23 protein-coding genes and 3 pseudogenes are annotated in these 26,465 nt (G+C 74.0%); 13 read left to right on the forward strand and 13 right to left on the reverse strand.

Annotation, left to right across the window (positions count from 1 at the left end):
* Positions 1-397: pseudogene (locus E1265_RS08705) on the reverse strand (TetR/AcrR family transcriptional regulator); the annotation flags it as partial.
* A gap of 60 nt (positions 398-457) precedes the next feature.
* Positions 458-1,993, reverse strand: coding sequence for an IucA/IucC family siderophore biosynthesis protein (locus tag E1265_RS08710; protein ID WP_132929668.1), 1,536 nt, complete (start codon positions 1,991-1,993; stop codon positions 458-460).
* A 48-nt stretch (positions 1,994-2,041) separates the two neighbouring features.
* Here E1265_RS08710 and E1265_RS08715 point away from each other — a divergent pair, with 48 nt between their 5' ends.
* Positions 2,042-3,574, forward strand: coding sequence for an IucA/IucC family protein (locus E1265_RS08715; RefSeq protein WP_132929669.1), 1,533 nt, complete (start codon positions 2,042-2,044; stop codon positions 3,572-3,574).
* 3 nt (positions 3,575-3,577) lie between these two features.
* Here E1265_RS08715 and E1265_RS38770 read toward each other — a convergent pair whose 3' ends face one another.
* A complete protein-coding gene (locus E1265_RS38770) occupies positions 3,578-3,775 on the reverse strand; it encodes a DUF397 domain-containing protein (protein ID WP_279571413.1) in 198 nt (65 codons plus the stop codon).
* Here E1265_RS38770 and E1265_RS08725 point away from each other — a divergent pair.
* On the forward strand, positions 3,759-4,463 hold the full coding sequence (locus E1265_RS08725; RefSeq protein ID WP_165953698.1) for a hypothetical protein: 705 nt from the start codon (positions 3,759-3,761) through the stop codon (positions 4,461-4,463). The genes E1265_RS38770 and E1265_RS08725 overlap by 17 nt on opposite strands.
* Positions 4,464-4,470: 7 nt before the next feature.
* Here the strand turns inward: E1265_RS08725 and E1265_RS08730 are convergent.
* Positions 4,471-5,171: pseudogene (locus E1265_RS08730) on the reverse strand (2-phosphosulfolactate phosphatase).
* Between the two features lie 174 nt (positions 5,172-5,345).
* Positions 5,346-6,707, reverse strand: a complete 1,362-nt coding sequence (locus tag E1265_RS08735; protein WP_132929671.1) for an MFS transporter — start codon at positions 6,705-6,707, stop codon at positions 5,346-5,348.
* A gap of 130 nt (positions 6,708-6,837) precedes the next feature.
* Here E1265_RS08735 and E1265_RS08740 point away from each other — a divergent pair, with 130 nt between their 5' ends.
* Genes E1265_RS08740 through E1265_RS08750 form a run of 3 tightly spaced genes read left to right on the forward strand, consistent with a single transcriptional unit; the run spans position 6,838 to position 11,143 of the window.
* Positions 6,838-7,980, forward strand: a complete 1,143-nt coding sequence (locus tag E1265_RS08740) for a sialidase family protein (protein WP_132929672.1) — start codon at positions 6,838-6,840, stop codon at positions 7,978-7,980.
* Positions 7,977-9,668, forward strand: coding sequence for a fucose isomerase (locus E1265_RS08745; RefSeq protein WP_132929673.1), 1,692 nt, complete (start codon positions 7,977-7,979; stop codon positions 9,666-9,668). Before E1265_RS08740 ends, E1265_RS08745 begins: the two co-directional genes overlap by 4 nt.
* Entirely contained in the window at positions 9,665-11,143 is a 1,479-nt protein-coding gene (locus tag E1265_RS08750) for an FGGY-family carbohydrate kinase (protein WP_132929674.1), read from the forward strand. Before E1265_RS08745 ends, E1265_RS08750 begins: the two co-directional genes overlap by 4 nt.
* 537 nt (positions 11,144-11,680) lie before the next feature.
* Here the strand turns inward: E1265_RS08750 and E1265_RS08755 are convergent.
* Positions 11,681-12,553 carry a dihydrodipicolinate synthase family protein gene (locus tag E1265_RS08755; protein WP_132929675.1) on the reverse strand — a complete coding sequence of 291 codons (873 nt, stop codon included), beginning with the start codon at positions 12,551-12,553 and terminating at the stop codon, positions 11,681-11,683.
* Positions 12,554-12,802: 249 nt separating this feature from the next.
* Here E1265_RS08755 and E1265_RS08760 point away from each other — a divergent pair, with 249 nt between their 5' ends.
* Positions 12,803-13,444, forward strand: coding sequence for a GntR family transcriptional regulator (locus tag E1265_RS08760; protein ID WP_243740628.1), 642 nt, complete (start codon positions 12,803-12,805; stop codon positions 13,442-13,444).
* Positions 13,445-13,449: 5 nt separating this feature from the next.
* On the opposite strand, the gene E1265_RS08765 is transcribed toward E1265_RS08760, so the two are convergent.
* On the reverse strand, positions 13,450-14,121 hold the full coding sequence (locus E1265_RS08765) for an alpha-ketoglutarate-dependent dioxygenase AlkB (protein ID WP_132929676.1): 672 nt from the start codon (positions 14,119-14,121) through the stop codon (positions 13,450-13,452).
* 122 nt (positions 14,122-14,243) lie between these two features.
* Here E1265_RS08765 and E1265_RS08770 point away from each other — a divergent pair, with 122 nt between their 5' ends.
* On the forward strand, positions 14,244-14,933 hold the full coding sequence (locus tag E1265_RS08770) for a DUF899 family protein (protein WP_132929677.1): 690 nt from the start codon (positions 14,244-14,246) through the stop codon (positions 14,931-14,933).
* Positions 14,934-15,110: 177 nt separating this feature from the next.
* Here E1265_RS08770 and E1265_RS08775 read toward each other — a convergent pair whose 3' ends face one another.
* Both E1265_RS08775 and E1265_RS08780 read right to left on the reverse strand, forming a co-directional pair.
* Positions 15,111-16,187 (reverse strand): LacI family DNA-binding transcriptional regulator, encoded by a 1,077-nt coding sequence (locus tag E1265_RS08775; RefSeq protein WP_132929678.1) that lies wholly within the window; start codon positions 16,185-16,187, stop codon positions 15,111-15,113.
* A 157-nt stretch (positions 16,188-16,344) separates the two neighbouring features.
* Positions 16,345-17,295 carry a LysR family transcriptional regulator gene (locus E1265_RS08780; RefSeq protein ID WP_132929679.1) on the reverse strand — a complete coding sequence of 317 codons (951 nt, stop codon included), beginning with the start codon at positions 17,293-17,295 and terminating at the stop codon, positions 16,345-16,347.
* A gap of 89 nt (positions 17,296-17,384) precedes the next feature.
* On the opposite strand from E1265_RS08780, the gene E1265_RS08785 reads away from it, so the two are divergent.
* The 4 genes from E1265_RS08785 (at position 17,385) to manD (ending at position 22,646) form a co-directional block, all read left to right on the forward strand.
* A complete protein-coding gene (locus E1265_RS08785) occupies positions 17,385-18,305 on the forward strand; it encodes a zinc-binding dehydrogenase (RefSeq protein WP_132929680.1) in 921 nt (306 codons plus the stop codon).
* Positions 18,305-19,309, forward strand: coding sequence for an alpha/beta fold hydrolase (locus tag E1265_RS08790; RefSeq protein WP_132929681.1), 1,005 nt, complete (start codon positions 18,305-18,307; stop codon positions 19,307-19,309). The genes E1265_RS08785 and E1265_RS08790 overlap by 1 nt, the downstream gene beginning before the upstream one ends.
* A 146-nt stretch (positions 19,310-19,455) precedes the next feature.
* Positions 19,456-21,402 carry a cellulase family glycosylhydrolase gene (locus E1265_RS08795; protein ID WP_132929682.1) on the forward strand — a complete coding sequence of 649 codons (1,947 nt, stop codon included), beginning with the start codon at positions 19,456-19,458 and terminating at the stop codon, positions 21,400-21,402.
* A gap of 14 nt (positions 21,403-21,416) precedes the next feature.
* Positions 21,417-22,646 (forward strand): D-mannonate dehydratase ManD, encoded by a 1,230-nt coding sequence (gene manD, locus E1265_RS08800; RefSeq protein WP_132929683.1) that lies wholly within the window; start codon positions 21,417-21,419, stop codon positions 22,644-22,646.
* Between the two features lie 22 nt (positions 22,647-22,668).
* On the opposite strand, the gene E1265_RS08805 is transcribed toward manD, so the two are convergent.
* The 4 genes from E1265_RS08805 to E1265_RS08820 all read right to left on the reverse strand — a co-directional run bounded on the left by E1265_RS08805 (position 22,669) and on the right by E1265_RS08820 (position 25,525).
* On the reverse strand, positions 22,669-23,865 hold the full coding sequence (locus E1265_RS08805; RefSeq protein WP_132929684.1) for an SMI1/KNR4 family protein: 1,197 nt from the start codon (positions 23,863-23,865) through the stop codon (positions 22,669-22,671).
* A 70-nt stretch (positions 23,866-23,935) separates the two neighbouring features.
* A complete protein-coding gene (locus tag E1265_RS08810) occupies positions 23,936-24,694 on the reverse strand; it encodes a 2-phosphosulfolactate phosphatase (RefSeq protein WP_132929685.1) in 759 nt (252 codons plus the stop codon).
* Between the two features lie 51 nt (positions 24,695-24,745).
* Entirely contained in the window at positions 24,746-24,982 is a 237-nt protein-coding gene (locus E1265_RS08815) for a hypothetical protein (protein WP_132929686.1), read from the reverse strand.
* Positions 24,983-24,985: 3 nt separating this feature from the next.
* Positions 24,986-25,525 carry a DUF6247 family protein gene (locus tag E1265_RS08820; protein ID WP_132929687.1) on the reverse strand — a complete coding sequence of 180 codons (540 nt, stop codon included), beginning with the start codon at positions 25,523-25,525 and terminating at the stop codon, positions 24,986-24,988.
* Between the two features lie 295 nt (positions 25,526-25,820).
* Between E1265_RS08820 and E1265_RS08825 the strand changes: the two are divergent.
* Positions 25,821-26,281 (forward strand): annotated as a pseudogene (locus E1265_RS08825) (DUF6879 family protein).
* Positions 26,271-26,450 carry a hypothetical protein gene (locus E1265_RS37910; RefSeq protein WP_207931007.1) on the forward strand — a complete coding sequence of 60 codons (180 nt, stop codon included), beginning with the start codon at positions 26,271-26,273 and terminating at the stop codon, positions 26,448-26,450. The pseudogene E1265_RS08825 and the gene E1265_RS37910 overlap by 11 nt, the downstream one beginning before the upstream one ends.
* The last annotated feature ends 15 nt before the right edge of the window (positions 26,451-26,465 follow it).

Here is a 26,465-nt window from a genome sequence, read left to right on the forward strand (position 1 = left end):
GGTGGGAGAAACCAACGGCCGGCTCACGGCTTGCGGTCGAGGCCGCCCAGGACCGCGTAGACGTGGGGGGCGTGAGCGGGGCGACCGGTAGTGGCGCGCGCGCCGCCTCCGCGCGCAGGCCGTCGAGGAGGAACGCCGTGCTCCGCCGCCACGCGTCCGGCGCCGTGTCGGCTGTGGCGCGCGCCAGCAGCGCGTTGGTGCCGAGGACGAGCGCGAGGTCCTCGCTGGCGAAGTCGGGCCGCAGCGCGCCCGCCCGCTGGGCCCGGTCGATGATCCGCCTGGCGGCGTCGAGCGTCCGCCCGCAGACCCGCATGAGGCGCTCGGCGCCCGGGTAGCGGCCGCCGATCACGTCGGCGAGGGCCGGATCGGTGGCCTGGAGCTCGCAGAGCCGCTCCAGGTAGTAGGCGAAGCCCGCCGCAGGTACTTAGGTGGGGCCTTGCCTGAGTTGACGGTGTGGTCAAGGGACGTCGGGCCGCGCGGGCTCGGGGGCGAGCGGGTTGGGGAGGTCGGTCCACCGCACCGCCGGATCGGGGGCCAGCCGCATGAGCGTGAGTGCCTTCGCAGGCAGCGGCTCCTCCCGCAGCGCCCGCTTCGCCGGGCTCGGCGGCAGGTCGTCCGTGGCGGCGGCGAGCACCGCGGCCAGCGTCGGCGCGTCCCCGGCGAGCGGCGCCAGCGCGCCGGTGACCAGGCCGCCGAGCGTCTGCCGGCGCAGCGCGATCGGGTTGTCGTTCAGCAGCCGGCCGGTCAGCGGCGGCGCCGGGAGGCCGTGGTGGGTGAGCCGGGCCGGGCTGACGCGGATGTCGGCGAGGTCGCGGTAGACAAGACGCCTGGCCCACCCGTCGGCGTCCACGACGGCCAGCAGGTTCTGGCCGTGCGCCTCCAGGGCGAGGCCGAGGTCGAGCAGGTCGAGGCAGACGCCCACCGCCAGCCGTGCGAACGCGAGGAGCCGGTCGGTCGACGGCCGGTGCGAGGCGAACAGCGCCGGCAGGGCGGCCACCGGCACGACCCGTTCCCCCGCCCCGACGTCCGCGTACCGGTGCGGCGACTCCCGCACCATCGCCGCCAGTTCCGGGGTGCCGTCGCCGGCCGCCGCCAGGGTCCGCGCGATGTGAAGCCGTCCGCCGAGCCGCCGCTCCGCGATCCGTTCGACGAACTCCGAGGTGGCCAGGGCGTGTTCGATCGAGTAGGGAGAGATGTCCCGCACGGCCGACGTCAGCCGGGTGCTCACCGCCGTCTTGACGTGCCAGGGGGTGTCCCCTTCGACGTGCAACGTCCGCAGCGCCAGCAGCGGATGGCCCTCGGGCCCAGGCGACAGCGGCCGGTCGGCCAGCACATGCGCGGCCTGCCATGGGTGCACCGGGACCAAGACGGCGTCCCCGTCCCGCAGCTCGGCCGGCCACGCGCCGTGCGTCCGGGCGTCGGTGACGGGCGTGAGCCGCAGCGACACCACCGGCCGGTGCTCGGGCGCGTACGCCAGCTGCTCGGCGGCCGAGAAACCGGGCCGCGAGCGACAGTTCGGGTGGTAGGGGTGACCGTCCCTGGACAGCTGCTCCCACTCCCAGGGCGCGGCCGGCGGCCCGGTCGGCGGGGGCGCGGTGCGGGAGAGCGCCAACGAGGCCACGCTGTGGTCGAGTTCGGCGGCGAAGTCGGAGCCGTTCGGCACGGCGAGCGCCGTCAGCAGCGCCGCCGGACGGTCGTGCGGGGTGCCGTCCAGGTCCAGGGCGGCGACCGAGGAGCCCGTCGCCCACGGGTCGCACGGCGGGCCGTGCAGCCGCCGCCCGTCGGCCAGCCGCAGCGTGACGCCGTCCCGGCCGGTGGCCCGCCCCGCGACCCAGGGCAGCGGCTCGTGCGTCAACCCGCGCCACAGCCGGGCCAGCACCGCCGCCCTGGCCCCCGGCAGCTGGGCGAGGTACGCGCCCACGGAACCGGGGCGGGTGGCGGCCAGCTCCTCGGCGAGCACCGACTCGGCGCGGGTAAGTGCGGTACGGAACACGCACACGTCCTACCGCACCCAGTCACACGCCACACATACTGACGTGCGATGAATACCTTCGCCCGGGCAGCCGACGAGCTCGCCGTGCCGCCGTTGCTCAACTGCCTGCTCAGGGAGACCGCGGACCCCGCAGGCGCCCCCCGCGCGGGGCACGTTACACACCGGCTGCGGTTCAGCGGCCGGCTGCTGCGCGTCCGCGCCGGCCACCGGCCGTCCCAGCCCGAGCTGTGGGCCGGCGGCGCCTGGCGACCCCTGCGGCACGCCGCCCTCGTCGACCTCGCCGTCGAGGAGATGCGCACCGCCACCGGACGCCTCAACGACCCGCTGGCCGCCCAGATGGCCGCGAGCCGCGCCGCCGTCGAGGCACTGCTCGCCGCCCGCGCCCGCACCGCCCCGCCCGGGGACCCGTGGCTCCGCTCCGAGCAGGCCCTGGTCATGGGGCACCCCTTCCACCCGGCGCCCAAGGCACGTGGCGGAGGCGGCGCGCCCGCCGACTGGCTGCGCTACGCGCCCGAGGCGTACGCCCGCTTCCCGCTCGGGCTGCTCGGCGTGCGCGAGGACGCGGTGATCGACGAGGGGGACCCGAGCGACCTCGACGCGCTGGGTGAGGCACCGCCCGGCTACCGGCTGCTCCCGGTCCACCCGTGGCAGCTCGAACTGACCCGCCGGCTACCCGAGGTACTCGCCGCCTTCGCCGACGGGCGCCTCGTCCGCCTGGGCACCACGCCCTGGGAGGCGGTGGCCACGGCCTCGGTGCGGACGGTCCACGTGCCCGCCCGGGACCTGTTCCTGAAGTTCAGCCTCGACGTGCGGATCACCAACGACGTGCGGCGGCTGTGGCGGGACGAGTTGCGGCAGGCCCGGCACAACGACCCGCTGATCGCGGCCGCCTTCCGGTCGATGGACGGGCCGGCCGCCTGGCTGAACGAGCGCGGGCACCGCACGGTACGCGGCCTCGACGAGACGTTCCCGGTCCTCGTCCGCGACGGCCTCGGCGCCCACCTGCTCCCCGGCGCCACCGCCGTGCTGGCCGCCGCCTTGGCCGAGGGCTTCGACGGCAACCCGCTCGACCGGATCGCCGACCCGCTGACCTGGTGGTCCGCCTACCTGGCCTGCGTCGTGCCGCCCCTGTTGGAGGCCTACGCGCGGCACGGTGTGGTGGTCGAGTGCCACCTCCAGAACACCCTGATCGCGGTGGACGCGGCCGGCACCCCGGTCCAGGCCGTGTTCCGCGACGCCGAGGGGACCCGGGTGATCCCCCAGCTGTCCCGCGCCGCCGCGTGGCGCCGCCTGGTGTACTGCCTGCTGGTCAACAACCTGGCCGAGGTCGCGGGCGCGCTCGCCGACCGCTTCCCCGACGACGCCGGGGCGCTGTGGCCGGCCGCGCGGCGGGAGTTCGAGCGGTTCGCCGCCGTGCACGACGACGTGCCGGAGGCGACGGCGCTGCTGAGCGCGCCGACGGTGCCGGGGAAGGCCAACCTGCTCTCCGGTTGGCTGGAGGCCGGCGCCACCGAGCCGCGCTACGTCCCGTTCCCGAACCCGCTCGCCGCCCTCCCCGAACCGGCGGACACCGGCCGGTGAACGTCAGAGTCGGCCGGCCCGGACCTCGCTGACGAAGCGGGCCCAGCCGCCGGCCGGGAAGACGATCGCGGGGCCGGCGGGCCGCTTGCTGTCACGGACGGGGAGGACGCCGGGGTACCCGTCGGCGACCTCCACGCAGTTGTCCATGCCGCCGTCGCTGTAACTGGACTTGCGCCAAGCGGCGGTGCGGAGGCCGCTCACAGGCGGCCGTCCCGCAGCTGAGCGACGAAGTGGGTCAGCCGCCGACACGTGGTTCGCCCGCGCCAAGGACCGCATCGAGCCGGAGACCGCCCCGTGGCAGCACCGGCTCGCGGTCATCTGGGCGCTCGCCGAGTGCGGGCGGGTGGCCGAGGCCAGGTCGCTGTGGACCTCCTGCCCGGAGGGCACCAGGCGGCCCAACGGCAGCTACGCCGAGCCGTGGCCACTGTGCCTGCTGAATACCGACCGGCTGGACCTGGCCGAGGAGTTCATGACGGCGTGGGTCCCGCTCCGCGACCGGCCGTCCAGCATGATCGGCGCGCTGACCGAGCTCGGCCGCCCCGACCTCCTGCGCGCCTGGCTCTCCGACCACTGGTACATACCCGAGGAGCGGTACGAGCGGGCGCGGGCCGTCGCCGACGGCGCGCCGCGGCGCTCGCTGCCGCCGACGCCGACCGAGGAGGACGTCGCCGCCCTCGCCAAGGCGCACGCCGAGCTGCGCGCGGCGCCGCGCGCCAGGCGCCAGGGGCCGACCCGCGACCTGATCGAGCAGGCCGCCGCCGTCGGGCACCTGAGCGCGGTGCTCGACCTGCTCGGCACCCTGCCGGCCGACGACTACAACGACCGGGCGAGCGCCGCGTTCGCCGCGCTGTGGCTCGCCGCCACCGGCCACCGGGACGCACCCTGGTGAGCGCGGCCTAGCCGGCGCCGGGGGTGGAGACGGGCCGCAGCACCAGCGGCCCGCCCTCCCGGGCGGCCACCATCACGAACGGGAACCGATCGGTGTCCAGGCTGAGTTCGACGTCGTCGGGGTGGACCCCGGCATAGCCGCGCCATACCCCCTCGGCGAGGTCGGCCGCCGCGACCGACGAACGCGCACGCGCCACGTACGGCGCGGCCTCGACCGCGCCGCCGTCGACCCGCCGCGCGATCAACTCGGCGCAGGCGCGGTCCTCCTCCGCCCGGCCGCCGTCGCCGGTGACGACGAAGGTCGCCTCGGGGACGGCCCGGGACCGCAGGAACCGCGCCGTCGCGCCAGCCACCACGAAGCTCGCGTAGAGCAGCAGCGGCGCGTCGGCCACCGCACGGGCGCCGACGGTGCCGGCCGTCGTCCGCATCCTCACAGTGCGGCCGGCGAGTTCGGGGCCTTCGGCCAGCATCGCCGGGGAGTTGACCGCGTCGAAGCCGGGCGCCGGGGCGCCGTCCTTCAACGCCAGCCATCGTGGTGGCGTTGCCTGAGCTCCAGCGCCTCGTCGTCGGCGTCGGCGAGGACGATCCGCTCCGCGCCCCGCGCGAGGGCCCAGGCGGCGGTGGTGAAGGCGCGCAGCACGTCGACCACGACGGCGACGGCGGGCGGTCGTGCTGGCAACGCGTCGATGCCGAGCAGAAGATGGCGCATGCGGTCGATGCTGCCGCAACGGACTCGACCGCCCGTGCGGGGGCCCTGCCCGCGCCGCCGTTGGGGACGCGGAGGCGCCAGCCCGCCGTGCCGCGCGGCGGGCTGGCGCCGAACCGACGTCCCGCGACCGCGTGGCGGGAGCCGCACCGCGGGCCCTCGCCACGCCGGCGGGCGTCACCGCACGGTCGTGCCGGTGGCGGTGAGGTCGCGGCGGTAGGTCTCCGGCGCCTTCCAGACGGCGATCACGGTGAGCACCGCGCCGCCCATCACGTAGAGGGCGACCCAGCTCCAGCGCGCCCCGTCCGGTCCTGCCAGGGCCGTCGCGACGAACGGGGTGAGGCCGCCGGCGAAGATCGACGCGATCTCGCGGCCCGCCGCGGCGCCGGTGTACCGGCGGTCGGCCGGGAAGAGCTCGGCGAAGAAGGCGGGTTGCACGGCGTTGATGGCGTTGTGCCCGACGTTCAGCACCAGGACGTAGCCGAGCACGATCAGCAGGGTCTCGCCGCTCCTGAGCATGGCGAAGAAGGGGAACGCCATCACGAAGACGACGACCGCGCCGAAGAGGTACACCGGGCGGCGGCCGACGCGGTCCGAGACCGTGGCGAAGAGGCCGTGGGCAGCGAACGAGAGCACGGCGGCGACCAGGATCGCGTCGCTCATCACGCTCTTCTCCAGGCCCAGGGTGTCGCTGCCGTAGGAGAGGGCGAAGACCGTCAGCAGGAAGTAGGGCAGCGCCTCGGCGAATCGCAGGCCGATGATGAGCAGCAGGTTGCGCCAGTCGTCGACGAAGATGGCGCGGAGCGGGTTGCGTGCCGGCACGGCCGAGTCGCCCTTGGCCCTGGCCGCCTCGGTGGCCTTGGACGCCTCGGTGAACACGTGGCTCTCGTGGAGGCTGCGGCGCATCCAGAAGGTGACGACGAGCAGCACGGCGGAGAGCAGGAAGGGTATCCGCCAGCCCCAGCTCTCCAACTCGTCGTCGTCGAGCGTGTAGACGTAGGCGAAGACCGAGGTGATCAGGATCTGGGCGGAGAAGCCGCCGGTGTTGGGCCAGGCCGTGAAGAAGCCGCGCCGGTCCGGCGGCGCGGTCTCCAGCACGATGATCATCGAGCCGCCCCACTCGCCGCCGACGGCGAAGCCCTGGATGAGGCGCAGCAGCACGAGCAGGACCGGCGCCCAGATGCCGATCTGGTGGTAGCTGGGCAGCAGGCCGATGAGGATGGTGCTCACGCCCATCAGCAGCAGGGTGGTCATCAGCGTGGACTTGCGGCCCCGGGTGTCGCCGCGCCTGCCGAAGAACATGCCGCCCAGGGGGCGGGCCAGGAAGCCGACGGCGAAGGTGCCGAACGCCGAGAGGGTGCCGACGAAGCCGTCCGCCTCGGGGAAGAACACGTCGGGGAAGACCACGGCGGCGGCCGTGCCGTACACGAGGAAGTCGTAGTACTCCAGCGTGTTGCCGAGGAAGCTGGACACCGTGGTCTTCCACGCGTAGCGGCGGTCCACCGGGCGGCGCCCGGTATCCGGCAGGGTCGCGGTCATCGCGGCCCCCTTTCGACTGATGCCCCGCTCGTGGGGCGAGGCGGCTCTGGCTCGTGCCGGAGACTATGACCCGGACAACGGTTAACCGTCAACGGTTTACGTTGGCTGATATCGCGGCTAGCCTCACGCCGTGCCAGAAATCCCCGCGCCCCTCCCGGCCGACCACCGGCCGGAACGCACGTTCGTGACCATCGACGACCCGCGCTGGACCCAGTGCCACGCCTCGACCGTCGCCCGGGCCCACGGGCGGACCGTCGTCGCCTGGTTCGCAGGGACCCACGAGGGCACGGAGGACAACCGGATCCGGATCGCCGTCGCGGACGACGCCGCCGGCGGCCCCGCGGCGGCACGGCCCGGCGCTGGCTGGGAGGGGCCGGCCACGACCCTGGACACCGGCCGGCGGGCGGCCCACTGGAACCCGGTTCTCGCCCCCGGACCTGACGGCGCCCTCTGGCTGTTCTGCAAGGTCGGCGCCCGGATCTCCGAGTGGGTCACGCTGGTCACCCGCTCCCACGACGGCGGCCTGAGCTGGGAGCCGGCCCGTGAACTCGTGCCGGGCGACCGCTCGGGAGGGCGCGGCCCGGTCAGGAACCAGCCGCTGGCGACCCCGGACGGCCGCTGGCTCGCGCCCGGATCAACTGAGCGCTGGGGCCGTCCGCCGCGCTGGCAGCCGTTCGTCGACGTCTCCGAGGACCACGGCGCGACCTGGCACCGCGCCACCATCCCCACCGACCACGCCACGCTGACCGGCGCCGGGCACATCCAGCCCGCGCTGTGGTGGGGCCGCGGCGGCCCAGTCGCACTGCTGCGCAGCACCGAGGGACGCGCCCACCGCGCCACCTCGGCCGACGGCGGCCGCGGCTGGACGCCGGCCCGCCCCACCGGGCTGCCCAACAACAACAGCGGCCTCGCGGCCCTCGCCCTGCCGTCAGGACGCGTGGTCTGCGTCCACAACCCGGGCGCCGAGCCGTGGGGCAGCCGCTGCCCGCTGGTGCTTTCGTGCTCCGACGACGACGGGCTGACCTGGCGCCAGGTGACGGTCGTGGACGACGGCGCCACCCCCGTCGACCCCGCCGTGCCCCGGAGCCTGCCCGCGACCGGCGTCCCCGGGTTCGCGCCCGCCGACACCGGCGTCCGCACCAGCGGTGCCGCCGAGTACTCCTACCCGTTCGCCGTCCTGGCCGACGACCACCTGCTGATCACCTACACCTGGCAGCGGCGCGGCATCGTGCTCGCCCGCCTGCCCATCGCCGACCTGGAGGACACGCGATGACGTCCGCGACGACGCCACCCGCCACCACCGCCTACCGCCTGCCGGCGCCCCGCGCCGAGCGGCGCGCCGCCCCACGCACCGCCTACCTGATCGCGAGCGGCGACCTGCGGCTCTCCGCCAACCAGGCGGGCTGGGCCACCCAGACGGCGGTGGAGAAGGCCGTCACCGCCGCCTTCGCCGACCTCGGCTGGACGGTGCTCCGCGCCCATGACCTCGACCCCGCCAAGGGCCACGGCTTCATCGACAGCCAGCGCATGGGGATCGAGGTCTTCAGGATCATCCCGCCGGACGCGCCGCTGATCGTCGTCGAGGCCGTGTGGCAGTACAGCCACCATGTCCTGGCCGGTCTCCGCACCCACCGCGGCCCGATCCTCACCGTCGCCAACTTCGACGGCACCTGGCCGGGGCTCGTCGGCCTCCTCGGGCTCAACGCCGGCCTCACCAAGATGGGCCGCGAGTACGCCACCATCTGGTCCGTCGACTTCACCGACCGCTACTTCATGGACGCCCTCGCCAGCTGGACCGAGACCGGCCGCGTCGAGCACGACGCCTCCCACGTGCGCCCGCTGCCCGACGACCTCGCGCCGAGCGCCGAACGCGACCTCGGCGTGGCCCTGGCCGAGGAACTGCTCGCCGACAAGGCGATCGTCGGCGTCTTCGACGAGGGCTGCATGGGCATGTACAACGCCATCATCGACGACGAACTCCTCAACCCGCTGGGCGTCTACAAGGAACGGCTCTCGCAGAGCGCGCTCTACGCCGAGATGCTGCGGGTCCCCGACGCCGAGGCAGGCGCCGTCCGCGACTGGCTCACGGCGGCCGGCATGCGCTTCGCCACCGGCACCGACGAGGCCACCGAGCTCACCGACGCCCATCTGCACCAGCAGTGCAAGATGTACGTCGCCGCGCTGCGGATCGCCGACGACTTCGGCCTCGACGCCGTCGGCATCCAGTACCAGCAGGGCCTGAAGGACCTGGTCCCCGCCTCCGACCTGGCCGAGGGACTGCTCAACAACGTCGTTCGCCCGCCGGTCACCAGCCGCGACGGCACCCGGGTCCTCTACGACGGCGCGCCGCTCCCGCACTTCAACGAGGCCGACGAGGGCGTCGCCGTGGACGCCCTGGTCACCAACCGGGTCTGGACGGCCATGGGCCTCGACCCGGCAACCACCCTGCACGACGTGCGCTGGGGCGACTGGTACGAGGACCGGTTCGTCTGGGTCTACGAGATCTCCGGGTCCGTGCCGCCCTCCCACCTCACCGGCGGCTACGCGGGCGCCGTCAGCTGGCGGCAGAACCCGGTCTACTTCCCGGCCGGCGGCGGCACCATCAAGGGCGTCAGCAAGCCGGGCGAGATCGTGTGGTCCCGGCTCTACATCGCCGACGCCCGCCTCCACCTCGACCTGGGGCGCGCCACCGTCGTCGAGCTCCCCGAGGCCGAGACCGAGCGGCGCTGGGCCGCCACCAACCCCGAGTGGCCGATCGCCCACGTCGTCCACCACGGCGTCGACCGCGACCAGTTCATGGCCCGGCACAAGGCCAACCACGTGCAGATCGCCTACGCACCCGACGCGGGGACGGCCGACCGGGCGCTGGTGGCCAAGGCCGCGTTCTTCCAGCGGCTCGGCGTGGAAGTCCACCTGTGCGGAGACGTTGACGTGAACGTGGACGGGGTGGTGCGCGCATGACGGTGCTCGGGGTCGACATCGGAACGTCGAGCGGCAAGGGGGTGCTGGTCGACGCCGACGGCACCGTGCTCGCCACGGCGGTGCGCCCGCACGAGGTCCAGCGGCCGCGGCCGGGGCACGTGGAGATGGACGCCACCGTGTGGTGGGACGAGTTCGCCTCCATCGCCCGCGAGCTGACGCGGCAGGGCCCGCCGGTGACGGCCGTCGGCGTCAGCGGCATGGGCCCGTGCGTGGCGCTGACCGACGCCGCCGACACCCCGCTGCGCCCGGCCATCCTCTACGGCGTCGACACCAGGGCCACCGAACAGATCGCCCGGCTGACCGCCGAACTCGGCCGCGACGCCGTCCTCGAGCGCTGCGGCTCCCTGCCGTCCACCCAGGCGGTGGGCCCCAAGATCGCCTGGGTGGCCGAGCACGAGCCGGAGCTCGCCGCACGGGCCAGGCGGCTGTACATGCCGAGCTCTTACCTGGTGCGGCGGCTGACCGGCGCCTACGTGCTCGACCACCACTCGGCCAGCCAGTCCGTGCCGCTCTACGACTCGCTCGCCCAGGACTGGTACGGCCCGTGGGCGGAGCGCGTCGCCCCCGGCATCGAACTGCCGCCGCTGCGCTGGCCGGGTGAGGCCGCCGGACACGTCACGGCCGAGGCGGCGGCCGCCACCGGACTCCCGGCCGGGATCCCGGTGACCACCGGCACCGTCGACGCCTGGTCAGAGGCGCTGTCCGTGGGCGCCACGGACACCGGCGACCTGATGCTGATGTACGGCAGCACCATGTTCCTCATCAACACGGTCGCCGACCGGCCGCTGGTGCCCGAGCTGTGGAGCACCGTGGGCGCGCTGCCCGGCACCCGCAGCCTGGCCGGCGGCATGGCCACCTCGGGCGTGATCACCGACTGGCTGCGGCAGCTGTTCGGCTCCCCCGACCACGGGGCGCTGCTCGCGGAGGCCGAGGCGTCGGGCGTGGGCGCGCGCGGGCTGCTGATGCTCCCGTACTTCGCCGGCGAACGGACGCCCGTCGCCGACCCGGACGCGCGGGGCGTGATCGCCGGCCTCACCGTGTCGCACACCCGGGGCGACCTGTACCGGGCCGCGCTGGAGGCCACCGCGTTCGGGGTGCGGCACAACGTCGAGGCGATGCGCGCGGCCGGCGCCGACATCCGCCGGGTGGTGGCGGTGGGCGGCGGCACCCGGGGCGGCCTGTGGACCCGGATCGTGTCCGACGTGACGGGCCTGGAACAGGAGATCAGGACGGTCACGGTGGGCGCCTGCTACGGCGCCGCGTTCCTCGCCGCCGGCACGGTGGGCGCCCCGGCCATCGACGCCTGGAACCCGGTGCGGGACCGCGTCACCCCCGACGCGGGCCGTCGCCTTGCCTACGACGAGCGGTACGCGCTCTACCGCCGCCTCTACCCGGCGACGCGCGACATCACCCACGCGTTGACGGTCCCCGCGGACGCGCTTGCCGCGCGATGAGCGGACCTCGGGCGCTCGCCGCGCGCCCGCGCGGGATTGGCCGGCCAAGCCGTCACCCGCGCGGGCCGCGCGGCGGCTCAGCCGGTGGGGGCGCCGCACGTTCGGCCGCACCGAGTGCCGGTGCCGTGGCGCTTGCCGCGCGCTCGCGCTTCCGCGCGTTGCGTCGGCCGGCCGGGCCCGCCACATGGCCGGGTCGTGCTGGGCGTCGGTGTCGGCGGACGGCGTGGTCAGGGGCATGCGTCCGCCGGCGCGGGGGCGCTTCGCGGCGAGCGTGACCGCTGGCCGGGGTCCCGGCTCCGCAGGCTGGGCTGCCGGCGAGGCACCGCCGGGTTTTTCGGGGCACCCGCCACATGTCCCGGCCACGCTGGGCGCCGGCACTTTTCGGCGTGCGCCGGCACTGGCCGGGTGTCGGCTGGCGTGGGCCTGGCCGGGTGGCTGGGGCCCGGTCACGCAGGGCGTGGGCTGCCGGCCAGGCACTGCCGGGCCGGCGCCCGCCGCGCGGGCGTGGCGGCTGGCCCGCCCGGCCAGGGCGTCCGCTCAGGCCGCTACCTCCTTGACCAGCCGCTCGATCTCGGTGGCGAGCCGCGGGTCGGGGGACGCGACGGTCATGCGGGAGGCGCCGGCCGGCAGTCCGCGCAGCCGTTGCGCGTGCTTCACCCGGCCTATGCTCGGGCCGAGCAGCGCCACCGTGCGGTTCACCAACTCCTGGGCCGACGCCAGCTCGCCCGCGCCGCCGCCGGCCCGCGCGGCCTCGGCCAGCCGCAGGAACGGCTCCGGCAGCGCCGCCGAGCAGCCGGAAACCACCCCGGCGCCGCCCTCGGCGAGGACCGTGGTGAGCGAGCGGTCGTCGCCCGAGTAGACCTGGCAGCCCGCTGGCGCGGCGGCGCGGTACGCGGCCACCTCGCCGGACGGGGCGCCGCTGAGCTTCACGCCGTCGACGCCGCAGGCCGCCGCGATCCGCCCGAACGCCTCGGGGGTGACGGTCAGCCCGGACCGCTCGGGGAAGAGGTAGGCGTACAGCTCCGAGTCCCCGGCCGCCTCGCGGACCCGCGAGAAGTAGTCGAGTAGTTCGTCCTCCGTGGCCGGCAGGTAGTAGGGGGTGAGGGCGGCGAGCCGGCGGGCGCCGGCCGCCACCGCCGCGCGGGCGAGCCGCGCGGCGCCGCGCGCGTCGGGGGCGCCTACGTGCGCGATGGTGCCGTCCGCCCCCGCCTCCTGGAGCGCCAGCTCGATCAGCAGCAGCCGCTCGCCCTCGCTGAGCGCCGGGAACTCGCCGGTGGTGCCCGCGACCAGCAGCTGCCCCGTGGTGCCCGCGGCGAAGGCGTACAGCTCGCGCGCCGACGCGAGGTCGAGCTCACCGCCGGGGGTGAAGGGGGTGGTGAGCGCGGTGACGAGGGTGCGCTGGCCGGGCATGGCGGGTCCTTTCTGCCGGGGCGGCCGCTGGAAGCGACCGACTACCGTTGCGGACCCTAGCACCGGAAAACAGTGAACGGTTTTCGGTTAACCGTTGACTCCTGAGGGGGCGCTCTCCAAGACTGCTCGTAGAGCGCGACATAATGACCAGTCATCGACTATGACCCAGGACCAGGGACCCCAGGGGGGCGGGATTCAGTGCACCACACGGGCATCACTCCGCTGCGGCAGTCGTCACTCGGTGAGCGCGTGGCCCACGAACTGCGCGTCCTCGTGATCAGCGGCGAGCTGAAGCCCGGCGCCCGGTTGGTCGAGGGGCCACTCGCCGAGCAGTTCGGCGTCAGCCGCGGCCCGATCCGCGACGCGCTCAAGCAACTGGAGACCGAGGGCCTGCTGGAGTCGCAGCGCCGCGGCGTCGTCGTCAAGGGCCTCACCGAGGTGGACGTCGACGAGCTGTACACGCTGCGCCAGTCCCTGGAGAGCCTGGCGCTCACCCGCACCATGCGCGCCGCCACCGCCGAGTCCTGGGCCCAGGCCGAGGAGGCCGTCCGGCTGATGCGGGCCGCCGCCGAGCGCCGCGACGCCCGCGCCTTCGCCGAGGCCGACCTCGCGTTCCACTCCACCTTCTACGCCCACGCCGGGCACCGCAGGCTCGCCGCCGTCTGGGAGCAGTACCTGCCGACCTTTGCCGTCGTCCTCGACATCACCGTGGCGCGGGACGTCGACCTGATGCCGGCCCTCGAATCCCATGAGCAACTGCTGGCCCTCGCCCGCTCGGGGGACATCACGGCGGCCCTGACCGAGCTCGAGGAACACCTCCTCGGTGCCCGCAACCGCATGGCCGCTGCCCTCGGCGAGGCCCCGGGCGGAAGCGAGGGCGGCGGCGCCTGACGGCGTCAGCGGGCGCCGAGGCCCGTCGTCCGGAGGGTGATGTTGAGCCGGCCGGCGCGCAGTCCTGTGGCCGGGTCGGCCGTGCCGGCGTTGACCTTCGGGACGCCGTGGTACGCCAGGCGCGAGGGGCCGCCGAAGACGAAGAGGTCGCCTGAGGCGAGCTCCACGTCCGTCCAGGGGCGGTTGCGGTGCTCGGTGTTGCCGAACCGGAAGACGCAGGTGTCGCCGATGGAGAGCGAGACGACCGGGGCCAGGGACCGTTCGTCCTTGTCCTGGTGCATGCCCATCCGCGCGTCGCCCTCGTAGAAGTTGACCAGCGCGGTGTCCGGCTCGTAGGCGGCGGCCCACTCCACCGGCCCGTCCCGGTATGCCTCGGCGACCGCCTCCCGGCCGAGATCGGCCAGCCAGCCGGGGAAGTCGACCACCCGCGCGCCGTTCACGTCGTCGGCGGTGCGGGAGTAGCGGTAGGGCTGCCAGTGCCAGCCCACGCAGACCGTGCGCACCGACATCACCCCGCCGCGCGGCAGCCTGGTGTGCCGCATCGGGACCGGTCCTGTCGCCCAGGCGCGGCAGGCCGCCACCAGCCGCCGCTGTCCGGCCAGGTCGAGCCAGCCCGGGACGTGCACGGCGCCCGGCGCGACCTCCGACCGCTCCCGCACGAACAGTTCACCCGTCATGGAGCCATCATGCCCGCTTCCGTTCGCACGTCTGTGCGGGTCCGGCCTCCCGTGTCGCGTGGCGGGCTCGCGCGCCCGAGCGGACAATGGTGGCCGGGCGGGTCGTCCTCCGGGAGGTAGCGATGCGTGGGACCAGTCTCACGGGGGAGTCGGCCGAGTACGCCAGCGCCCGCGAGGAGCTCAGGCAGGCCGAGATCGAGCTGATGCGCCACCGCGAGCGCGTCGCCGACCAGCGGCGTCGACTGCCGCCCGGTCCCGTCGTCGACGACTACGTGTTCGAGGAGGGCCCCGCCGACCTGCTGGCCGGTGACTCGCCGGTGACGACCGTGCGGCTGAGCGAACTGTTCACCCGGCCCGGCCGCGACCTGGTGGTCTACCACTTCATGTACGGCAAGCGGCAGACCGAGGCGTGCCCCATGTGCACCATGTGGATCGACGGCTTCAACGGCGTCGCCCACCACGTCATGCGGAACGCAGACCTGGCGATCGTCGCCGCGGCCGACCCGCCCACGCTCCGGACGCACGCCAGAACCCGGGGGTGGACGAACCTGCGCCTGCTCAGCGCCGGGTCCAGCACCTTCAAACAGGACCTCGGCAGCGAGGACGCGGAGGGCAACCAGGACTCGACCGTGTCGGTGTTCACCCGCGACGAGGACGGCGCGGTGCGCCACTTCTACTCGGCGCACCCGAGGATGGCCGACGACATCGACCAGCGCGGCATCGACCTCCTCAGCCCGGTGTGGCATCTGCTCGACCTGACCCCCCGGGGCCGCGGCGACTGGTACGCGGGACTGGACTACGGGCCGCGCTGATCACGGGCGTGGTCGATCTCGTGCGTGGCGGTGCCGGGGCAGGTGACGCGGGATCGCGGGTGGTGGGGAACTGGCTGGCCTGTCGCGGAGCGACTTCGGCGCATCTCCTCGACCTGACCCCCCGGGGCCGCGGCGACTGGTACGCGGGACTGGACTACGGGCCGCGCTGATCACGCGTCACAATGGAGTCGCGGGGCCCGTCGACTCGCGGACCACCAGCTCGGGCGGGCGCAGCGGCGGCGGCTCGGCGACCGCCAGGGCGGGGTCGAGCAGCCGGAACATCTTCGCCGCCGTGGCCTGGCCGAGCCGGAACAGGTCCTGGCCGATGGTGGTCAGCCGCGGATACACCCACTCGCCGAGCGGCAGGTCGTCGTAGCCGATCACCGACAGGTCGCGCGGCACCTCGAAGCCGAGCCTGCGGGCCGCGTTCATCGCCGCGACCGCCATCGTGTCGTTGGCGAACAGCACGGCGGTTGGCCGCCGTTCGGCCGGCGCCGCGAGCAGCTCCTCGGTGGCCGCCACCGCGCCCTGCGCCGAGAAGTCGGAGATGAGGACCGGCCCGGGGCGCAGGCCGAGCCCGGCGAGCGTCGACTCGAAGATTCGCCGCCGGAAGACCGTGTGCACCCGGTCCTCGGGCCCCGACACATAGGCGATCTCGCGGTGCCCGAGCTCCACGAGGTGCCGCACCGCCGCCCTGACCCCGGCCTCCTGGCCGGCCGCCTGCACCGACACCACCGGATCGGCCTGCCAGGGCACGCCCACCAGCACGGCGGGCAGCCGCAGTTGGCGCAGCAGCTCGAACCGCGGGTCGTCGATCCGCGACTCGGTCAGGATGACGCCGTCGACCCGCCGCTCCGCGGCGAGCCGGCGGTACGCCCGCTCCTCGGCGCCTGGCTCCTCGCCCACGATGTGCAGCAGCAACCCGTAGTCCGCCGGCGCCAGCTCCCGCTCGATGCCGGAGATCAACACCGTGAAGTGCGGGTCGGTCGCCAACAGGTCCGAGGACCGCCCGGCGACCATGCCGATCGCCCGGGTGCGCGCCCCGCGCAGCGCCACCGCCGTCACCGAGGGCGACCAGCGCAGTTTGTCGGCCGCGTCGAGCACCCGCTGCCTGGTCGGGGCGGAGATCCCGGAGCGGCCGTTGACCACCTTGGAGACGGCCGACACCGAGACGCCGGCCAGCGCGGCCACGTCGGCGATCGTCGGCTTGGCGGACCTGCGCGGCCGCGACGTGCCGGACGTCTGGTTCGTCACCCGGATTCCCCCTCACGCCATCGCCGTGCCGCCGATCACCGCGCCCTCCACGCGCCGCCGGAGGAGACGCACACCACACGGACCGGAATGAGGGTCACTACCGTACCAGCGGCCACCGCGCCGGCCTCGGCCGTGACGTGGATCACCGCGGGCAGGGTCAGCCGTCGTGCCGGTCGGCCAGCGCCGGTGGCACGGGTTCCGGCAGCCAGTCGCGCGCCGGGTCGTACTCCAGCCAGCGGCAGCGCCCCGCCTCCGCGGCCAACGCTCTCACCAGCCCGCGCAGCCACGGGTGCCCGCCGCCGCACCACAGCAGTGACCAGGCGTACAGCGGCGTGGGATCCACGAGCGGAACGGACCGGACGCCCAGGCCCTCGGGGAGCGGCACGTCGGCCGGCAGCAGCGCGAAGCGCCTCGGATCCGCGTCGAGACCGGCGAGGAAGTGGTCGAGGCCCAGGTTGGCTCCCTCGGCGTGGTCGCGGATGCCGAACCGCTCGGCGAAGCGGCGGAGGAAGTCGAGGCGGCCCAGCGCGCCGGGCGTCCACAGCACGCTGTCCCGCAGCTGCCTCGGCCGCAGCGCGGGCTCGGCCGCCAGCGGATGGTGCGCGCCGAGAACGGCGTCCACCGGCTCCAACCGCACCAGTCGATGCGTCAGGCCGGCGGGTAGCGGCGGATGGACGCGTCCGAAGGCGGCGTCGATGTCGCCGTGCGCCAGCGCCGCCGCCACCGATGGCAGGTCCCGGCCGTGTCCGAGCTCAAGCGGCGGCGAACCGGTCCGCGCCGCCACCTGCGCCAGCGTCCGCATCGGCGCGTACAGGTGGCCCCACACGTCAACCCGCAGCGGCCGGTGCTCCTCAACCACCGCCGCCACGGCCCGGTCGGCCGCCGCCAGCGCCTGCCTGGCCGGTTCCAGGAAACGGCGCCCGGCCTCGGTGAGCCGTACCCCGTGGCCGCCGCGCCGGAACAACTCGGTGCCGAGTCCGGACTCGAGGCGCGCGACGCGTTTGGACAGCGCCTGCTGTGAGATCGCGAGCTCCTCGGCCGCCCGCCCGAAGTGCAGCTCCTGCGCGGCGAGCACGAAGGCACGCACCTGCGCCAGGTCCAGATCCACGCCTCCCAACCATAGGCGACAACCGTTGGTTGTCGCCGCTCCCCGGGCGTTGTTGGACCGCGCCGCGGTGCCGTCGGTTACCTGGGGGAATGCGAAGACTGATTCCCACGGGAGACCCGGCGCGCCCGGTGGAGTTCGCCGAGGACGCCCAGCCGGTGCCGGCGCCGAACGAGGCGTTGGTCCGGGTCGAGGCGTTCGCGCCGAACCGGGGCGAGACGTTCCTTCTCGAGCGGCCGGAGCCGGGCCTGACCCCCGGCAAGGACATCGCCGGCCTGGTGGTGCGGGCGGCGGCCGACGGTTCGGGACCGCGGACGGGCACCCGCGTCGTGGGGCACCCGCCGCGGGGCGGCTGGGCCGAGTACGTGGCCGTGCCCACGCACTCCCTCGCCGCGCTGCCGGACGGCGTCGGCGCCGTCCAGGCGGCGGCCCTGCCGCTGGCCGGGATCACCGCGCTCCGGCTGCTGCGCGCCGCCGGCGGTCTGGCGGGCCGGCGCGTGCTGCTGACCGGCGCCTCGGGCGGCGTCGGCCACTACGTCACCGAGCTGGCCGCCGCGGCTGGCGCCGACCTCACCGTGGTGACCGCCACGCCGTCGCGTGGCGAGCGGCTCGGCGAGCTGGGCGCGGCGGCGGTCGTACACGAGGTGGCCGCGGCCCGGGGGCCGTTCGACCTGGTGCTGGAATCCACCGGCGGCGCCGACCTGCCGGCCGCGCTGTCCCGGCTGGTAGCGGGCGGCACCCTGATCTGGTTCGGCCAGGCCAGCCGCACCCCGGTGACGCTGGACTTCTTCGATCTACTCGCCGGTCCAGAAGGGGCCACGATCCGGCACTTCCACTACGCCGGCGCTCCCTACGGCCGCGACCTCGCCACCCTGGTGCGGCTGGTGGCGAGCGGACGGCTGCGTCCGGAGATCGACCGCGCCGTGGGTTGGGAGCGTACCGCGGAGGCCCTGGTGGATCTGCGGGAACGCCGGATCCGCGGCAAGGCCGTCCTTACCACGGAGGCGATGTGATGAGCGCCGCCGACCCCGTCGCCCCCTCCGCCGCCGACCTCGCCGCCGCCCATCTGACCCGCGCCACCGGCGCCGGCCTCGACCCACACGAGTACCGGCGCGTCACCAGCGGGCTGGCCTCGGCCGACGACTGGGGACAGGCGTTCATCACGACCGCGCGGCGGTATCTCGCGCGCGCCGAGCGGGCCGCCTCGGCCGTCTCGGCGGGTGAGTACCGGCAGATGGCGGCGCGCTGGTTCCACATCGCCACCCTGGCGCCGCACGCGGACCAGGACCTGGCCGCCGCCGAGGCGGACGCCGCCATGGCCCGCGCGCTCCAGCTCCTGGAGCCCGGCGCCCGCCGGCTCGACGGGCCCGCCTTCACCGGTTGGCTGCGCGGCTCGGCGAACGCGCCCGGCACCGTCGTCGTCGTGCCCGGCCTGGACTCCGGCAAGGAGGAGTTCCACGCCGTCACGGCGGCCCTGCTGCGCAGGGGGCTGGCCGTGTTCTCGATGGACGGCCCGGGGCAGGGCGCGCTCGCGGCCACCACGACCGTCAGGCCCGACTACCACCGGGTGATCGGCCAGGTCATCGACGCGCTCGGCGTCGACCGGGTCGGGCTCGTCGGGCTGAGCCTGGGCGGCTACTACGTCGCCGAAAGCGCCGCCCACGAGCCCCGGGTGGCCGCCGCCGCCACCGTGAGCGGCCCCTTCCGCCTCGACTGGGACGCCCTGCCGCCCCCGGTGCGGGACATCCTCACCCGGCGGGCCGGAGGTGCCGGCGCGGCCCGCGACTTCGTCCACCGGGTCGACCTGTCCGCGCTGGCGCCGCGCATCGCCTGCTCACTCCGGGTGGTGGACGGCGGCCAGGACGTCACCCCCGGGGTGACCAACGGGGAGCCGCTGGCCCGCCTGGCCCCGCGCGGCGAGTACGTCCTCGTCCCGCACGGCGACCACCTGCTCGGCAACGCCAGGACCGACTGGCTGCCCTCGACCGCCGACTGGCTGCTCGGAGCACTCACATGAGCCGTTTCATCGACAGGACCGTACCGACCGCGCTCCCGGCCTGATCGGGGCGGGTTCCACGTGCCGGGGAGCGGGTCGACAGCCGATTGGTAAAACGATATACCTGGCGGGTATCGCACGGCCCGCTGGAAGGAACGGAACCACCGATGAGGCGTAACGCGGCGAAGCTCCAGGACGGCGGCGGCGAGCCCGCCGTCTGGATTGGGGTCAACTACTGGTCGAGGACCGGCGGGCCCCTGATGTGGCGGAACTACCAACCCGCCGTCATCGACGAGGAACTGCGCACCATGCGCGAGCACGGCATCACGCTCACCCGCTCCTTCCTCTACTGGCCCGACTTCATGCCGGCCGAGAACACCCTGGACGAGGAACTCCTCGCCCACTTCGACGACTTCCTCGACCGCCACCAGGCGCTCGGCATGACCACCATCCCGACGTTCATCGTCGGCCACATGTCGGGACAGAACTGGGACCCCGCCTGGCGCGCCGGCCGCGACATCTTCTCGGACGCCTCCTTCGTCGCCCAACAGGAGTGGTACGTCGGCACCTTGGCCGCCCGCTGGAAGGACCACCCGGCCGTCGCCGGCTGGCTGCTCACCAACGAGATACCGATCTACGCCCACTGGCAGTCGCGCGGCATCGGCACCGTCGACCACGTCGCCGTCACCGCCTGGGCCCGCACCCTGATCGACGCGCTGCGCGCCGCCGGCGCCACCCAGCCCGTCTCGGTCGGCGACGGCGCCTGGGGCGTCGAGGTCACCGGTGCCGACAACGGCTTCCGGGTCCGCGACCTCGCCCCGCTGATCGACTTCCACGGCCCGCACGTCTACCGGATGGAGACCGACGCCGTACGCCAGCACCTGGGCGCCGCGTTCATCTGCGAGCTGCTGGACATCGAGGGCAGGCCGGTGATCATGGAGGAGTTCGGCCTCACCTCCGACTACGTCTCGGAGGAGAACGCCGCCCACTACTACCGGCAGGTGCTGCACAACACCCTGCTGGCCGGCGCGACCGGCTGGATCCCGTGGAACAACACGGACTACGACGACCTGTACGAGCAGGAGCCGTACAGCCACCACCCGTTCGAGATGCACTTCGGCCTCACCGACCACCTCGGCCGGCCCAAGGAGCAGCTGCGGGAGGTCAAGCGCTTCGCGGAGGTCCTTGACCGCCTGGACTTCCCCCGGCTGCACCGCCCCGACACGTCCGTGGCGCTGGTCGTCTCCTCCTTCCTGGAGAAGATGTACCCCTTCACCCAACCCGAGGACGCCACCAGCGTCTTCGCCCACACGCGGCAGGCGTACGTCGCCGCCCGCGAGGCCGACCTGCCGGTGGGCGTGGCCCGGGAGGCCGACGGTCTGCCCGACGACTGCGCGCTCTATCTGCTGCCGTCCGCCAAGCAGCTCACCGCCCCCGGCTGGCGCGCCCTCACCGAGCGGGCGGCGGCCGGCGCGACCGTCTACGCCTCCTACTTCGTCGGCGAGCACTCCAACCAACGCGGCCCCTGGTGGCCGCGGCTCGACGAGACCTTCGGCGTGCGGAAGGCCCTGCGCTACGGCCTGACCGACCCCATCGAGGACGACGAGCTGCGGATGGTGTTCCGGCGTGACTTCGGCACCATCAGGGCCGGCGAGGAACTGGCCTTCACGGTCGCGGGCACCGAGAACTCCCGCGCCTACCTGCCCGTCGAGCCGGACGGCGCCGAGGTCGTCGCGGTCGACGCGCACGGCCGCCCTGCCCTGCTGTCCCACACGGTCGGCAACGGTCGGATGATCCTGTGCACCTACCCGATCGAGCACATGGCCGCCGTCACCCCCCGCGCCAACCCCGAGCCCACCTGGCGGCTGTACGCGGCGCTGGCCGCCGAGGCCGGCGTCACCCCCGAGGTCACCGTGGACGACCCGCGGGTGCTGGTCGGCACGATGACGCACGAGGACGGCTGCACCTTCGTCTGGTTCGTCAGCCAGCACGACGAGCCGCTGTCCTGCACGCCGGCCCTGGCCTCCGGCTCCCTCTTCGACCTGGACGGTGCGAAGCTGCCCACCGTCGACCTGCCACCGTTCGGCGTCGTGGTCGCCGAACTCGCCCGCTGAGGAGGCCCCTTCCGATGAAGATCACCGCCGCCGAGACCATCGTCACCAGCCCCGGACGCAACTTCGTCACCCTCCGCATCACCACCGAGGACGGCGTCACGGGCCTGGGCGACGCCACCCTCAACGGGCGCGAGCTGTCCGTCGACTCCTATCTGCGCGACCACGTCATCCCGCTGCTGATCGGCCGCGACGCCGGCCGCATCGAGGACACCTGGCAGTACCTCTACCGCGGCGCCTACTGGCGGCGCGGCCCCGTCACCATGGCCGCCATCGCCGCCGTCGACATGGCGCTGTGGGACATCAAGGCCAAGGCCGCCGGCATGCCGCTCTACCAGCTGCTCGGCGGCGCCTCGCGCGCCGGCGCCCTGGCCTACGGCCACGCCTCGGGCCGCGACACACCCGAACTCCTCGACTCCATCCGCGCCCACCTGGAGGCCGGCTACCGGGCCATCCGCGTGCAGACCGGCATCCCGGGGCTCGACTCCGTCTACGGCGTCGCCGCCTCGGCCGCCGGCGGCGGCGAGCGCTACGACTACGAGCCGGCCCGCCCCACCGCCGTGCCCGTCGAGGAGACCTGGGACACCCGCGCCTACCTGCGCCACATCCCCACGGTCTTCGAGGCGGTCCGCGCGGAGTTCGGCGCGGAACTGCCGCTGCTGCACGACGGCCACCACCGGATGACCCCGATCCAGGCCGCCAAGCTGGGCAAGGCCCTGGAGCCGTACGACCTGTTCTGGCTGGAGGACGCCACCCCGGGCGAGGACCAGACCGCCCTGCGCCTGATCCGCCAGCACACCACCACGCCGCTGGCGATCGGCGAGGTGTTCAACCACGTCCACGACTACACCACCCTGCTCTCCGAGCGCCTGATCGACTACGTCCGCTCCGCCGTCACCCACACCGGCGGCGTCACGGCCATGAAAAAGCTGCTCGACCTGGCCGCCGTCTACGGCGTCAAGTCCGGCATGCACGGCCCCACCGACATCTCCCCGGTCGGCCAGGCCGCCGCCCTCCACCTCGACCTGGCTATCCACAACTTCGGCATCCAGGAGTACATGCGCCATTCCGCCGCGACGCTCGAGGTGTTCGAGACCACCTACCGCTTCGAGAACGGCCTCCTCCATCCCTCCGACACCCCGGGCCTCGGCGTCACCCTCAACGACACGGCCGCGGCCGCCCACCCCTACCAGCCGGCCTACCTCCCCGTTAACCGCCTCACCGACGGCACGGTCCACGACTGGTGAGGCTCGTCTCCCGGCCCTGGGCCTAGCCGCGCGGCTGGGCGAGCAGCTCCCGCCCCCGCTCCGGGGTGATCAGCTCGCCCAGCACCGGCTCGGCCATCAGCACCACGGGCGCCACGTGGTTCTCGCTGACGGGCCGCCACAGCGCCATCGCGGCCCGCAGCTCGGGCCACAGGGCGTCGCCGAGGGCCCGTCGCGCCCCGGGATCCGGCTCGGCCGCCAGCCGGTCGGCTATGCCACGGGCCACGGCGTCGAACTCCGCGTTCCCCAGCGGGAGGCGGAACCCCGGCTCGCGCCGGCGGGCCTCGAAGTCGGCGATCCGGGCCTTGACGGCCTCGCCGCCCCTGCGCATCAGCTGCTGAATCGTGAACAACTCGCCCGTGTGCCCAAGCCGGTCCTCGGCGAAGAGCAACGGCAGCAACTCGGCGCCGAAGAACGGGTCACGGGTCAGCGCGTCCTGGTCGTCGGCGAACAGCACCGCGTGGCCCAACCGCGCGGCGTACCAGTCGCCCCGCATGCCGAGCAGCTGACCGCGCAGCAGCTCGGCCCGGTGCCGACCGAAGCGCGCCGCCTCCGCGAACTCCGCCGCCGGCCCTTCGACCGCACCCCCCAACGCGGCCCGCCTGGCGCTCTCGACCCGGGCGTCCCACCGGTCCCGCGTCTCGCCCGGCGGCTGGCGGAGGGCGTGGAACGAGGCGTACTGGTCGTACATCAGCTCACGGAACGACCCATGGCGCTTCGGCCCCTCACCCGACCAGGAGGACAGCCAGTATCCGGCCCACTCCCCGTGCTCGTCCACGTCCTCCGGGTCGAGGAACATGACGCACACGTCCCCTCGCAACGACAGCCGCAGCGACCGCCGCAGGAGGTCGCCGTTGTCGTCCACCCCGTTCGATGACCAGCCGCCGTAGGCATCGATCCAACTGGCGTCCCCGGTGTCCACCAGCCACTCGAGCTCCGCCGCCCCCGCCAGCCGGTAGACGAAGCACCCCGCGTCCCGCCAGCCGTCGGTGACCAGCAGGAACTCCCGCAACGACGGCGGCAGCCGCCGCCCGAGCCGCTCCTCGGCCGCCGCGACGTCCTTCTCGGCCGCCGGCCCGAAACCGAGCCACCCGTCGCGCACCACCTCGGGATCCAGCGGCCGGTCACGCCCCGGCTCACGCCCGGCGATCCACTCCGCGCTCCACCGCTCGAGAAACGGTCGCCACTCCGACCCCTCCACCGCTCGTCCTCCCCGTCCGCTGCCCCGTCCACCACCAGCACAGCACACGGGTCTGACAACGGCGGGCGCCCTACCTCCGGGCGGCGGTGAACGCCCCTTCGACGAGGACGGGAACCACCTCGCAGCCGTCCAGCTCCGTCGCGACGGCCACGTCGCCGGCATAGCCCTGGCCGATGAGCTCGCGTCCCGAGGAGCAGGCCGTGACGGCGTCGCCGACGTTCCCCGCCTCGGTGAAGGCCGTCGCCGCCACCGCCGCCTCCGGCGAGAGCCGGTCCCCGCCGTGTCGGCGAAGCGCGGCGATGACCGCTCCGGCGCCGAGCAGATCCTCGAGCGCCGGCCTGAGGCCGCCGTCGGGCCAGCGCTCGCCCGAGGCGATCACCGCGACGGGCCGCTTGGCCGTCCCATAGCCCTGAGCCGCCAGCCATCGGCCGACGGCGGTCGCGTTCCGCAGCGCGCCGGCGACCACGGTGGCTCCGCCGGCGGCCGCGGCGATGCTTGAGCCGTTGGGTGAGGGAAGCACCAGCCGAGGAGTGAACGGGGCACGGCGCAACGCGGTCGGAGACAGGGACCACGGCGACCTCTCGCTCACCTGGCTCCGTCCCACCGCCAGACTGGCTTCCGTCCGGTCGGCGAACACCCCGGCGGTCTCGTCACGCCATGGATGGGGAAAGACCCGCGTCCCCGCCTCCACGGCGACCGTCACCGACGTGGTGAACGACAGCACGTCGACGACGACGAGGCAGGCGACGTCCTGGGCCAGGAGGGCCGCACCCGCGGGACCCCACTCGAACCGCACCCCGTGCCCCGCCTGCGTGCACCAGTCACCCATGACCGAGGATCATCCCAGCACCCATGGCGCCACCGATCGGCGGCCGGGTCCTCAGAGGTGCACGACGCGGAGGACGGTGATGGTGAGGATGGGGTCCGAGATGAGGTACATGACCTGGCCGCCCGAGCCGAAGTCGCGCCACCAGATGCCGTCCCGACCCTTGTGCGCGCCGTCGTACGGGTCGTCGCGTATCTCCAGCTCCATGTCGTCGAACGCGGTCCTGGCCGCGCGAGGCAGCGTGTTCCGCTGGCGCTTCGCCACGTCGACGTAGCGAATGTCGTAGATCACCCTCTATGGCTGCCCGTCGTCCTCCGCCAACATGCTGAGGTCACCGGCCTCGATCCGGCGGGCCAACTCCAGGTCCTGCGCCATCTGTTCGGGATTGGCGTTCCGGCAGGCGGCGGTCCACCAGTCGTGGACGACCAGCAGCAGGTGCCGGTGGTCGAACGTGCGCTCGGCGCGATCGGCCGCGCCCTCGAAGTCCAGCGCGAACCGCGCCCGGTCGTCCGACGCCAGCGCGGCGTAGACGGCCGGCCCCGTGCGGTCGACCCAGCGCGTCGGGTCCTGCTGCGACCGGTGCCGCGCGCGGCGGGTGATGGTGGCGTCCCGCTGGGAGCGGTAACGATCGGCGTCCACCGGGTCCTGGTCGCCGCCCGCGGCCTCCCACCACGTGCGAACGACCTCGGCCAGCGGCTCGACCTCGTAGGTGATCCGCGCCCCGCGCAGCGCGAAGGCGAACTCGTCCTCGAACTCCTTGCGCTGCGAGAGCGCCAGCGCCCCGGCAACCCGACCGCCGTCAAGCCCGCCCATCCGGCTGATTCCGTCACTCACCCGCGCAAGGATGTCACGAATGCCGGTCCGGTTCGTACGCTTCCGGCCCCGGCCCTCGACCGCTGGCCCGCGCGCCGCCGTTTATGCCGGAACGCGCATAGTCGGTGTCTCAACGTGACGATCGGGGCATCAACCAGCTACCGTCCTGCGGGGCGGGACCCAGAGCGTGGCGAACCCCCTGAGACCGCGTCGCCTCGCCGGTGAGGGCGAGGGCTGGTCGAGATCCCGGAGGAGGTACTGCGTGAGGCCTTCCGTGTACGTGGATGGTGAGGATTGGCGCGACTGCTTCACCTCCATGAAGCGCGATGCCTGGCGGCTGGAGACGTTGCCGGTGTACACCGTGCCGCAGGAGGCGGAGAAGTTCGCGCGATTCCGAGCCGGGGGAGAGGTCGCCGGATGGACGACGTCCGCCAGTGGCGGAGCGAGGGCAAGGGCATAGGGCGCGCGCACGTGTTGCGCCGTCCGCTGTCGGACTACCTCCGCTTCGAGTTCGAGTACTACCACCGCCATCACGTGCGTGTCGGTGAGGACATCCGCATCCTTGACCTGACGGACCGCGAGAACCCGGGTCTGCCGGATCAGGACTTCTGGATCTTCGACGACTCCAAGGTGGTCCTGATGCACTACCGTCCGGACGGCACCCAGCTCAACCGTGAGCTCTACCAGGGCGATCCCGCACCCTATGTCGCCTGGCGGGAGCTGGCGGTCTCCGAGTCGATCCCGTACGTGGAGTATGTGAGACGGTTTGACGCTTGACCCCGAGCGGCGAGGCGATCCCAAGCGGGAACTGGCCGAGACGCTCAAGGAGTTGCGCCTGCGGGCCGGCCTCACCGGAGACCGGCTCGCACGGCGCTATCCGAACCTTCTGCCGACGTTCGGATCCTCCGCCCCCGGTCCCGCAGTCCTCAATGAGGTTTTTTATTGAGCGAGTTCGGTTGTG

It is taken from the genome of Streptomyces sp. 8K308 (genome assembly GCF_004348315.1).
Classification (GTDB): Bacteria; Actinomycetota; Actinomycetes; order Streptomycetales; family Streptomycetaceae; genus Streptomyces.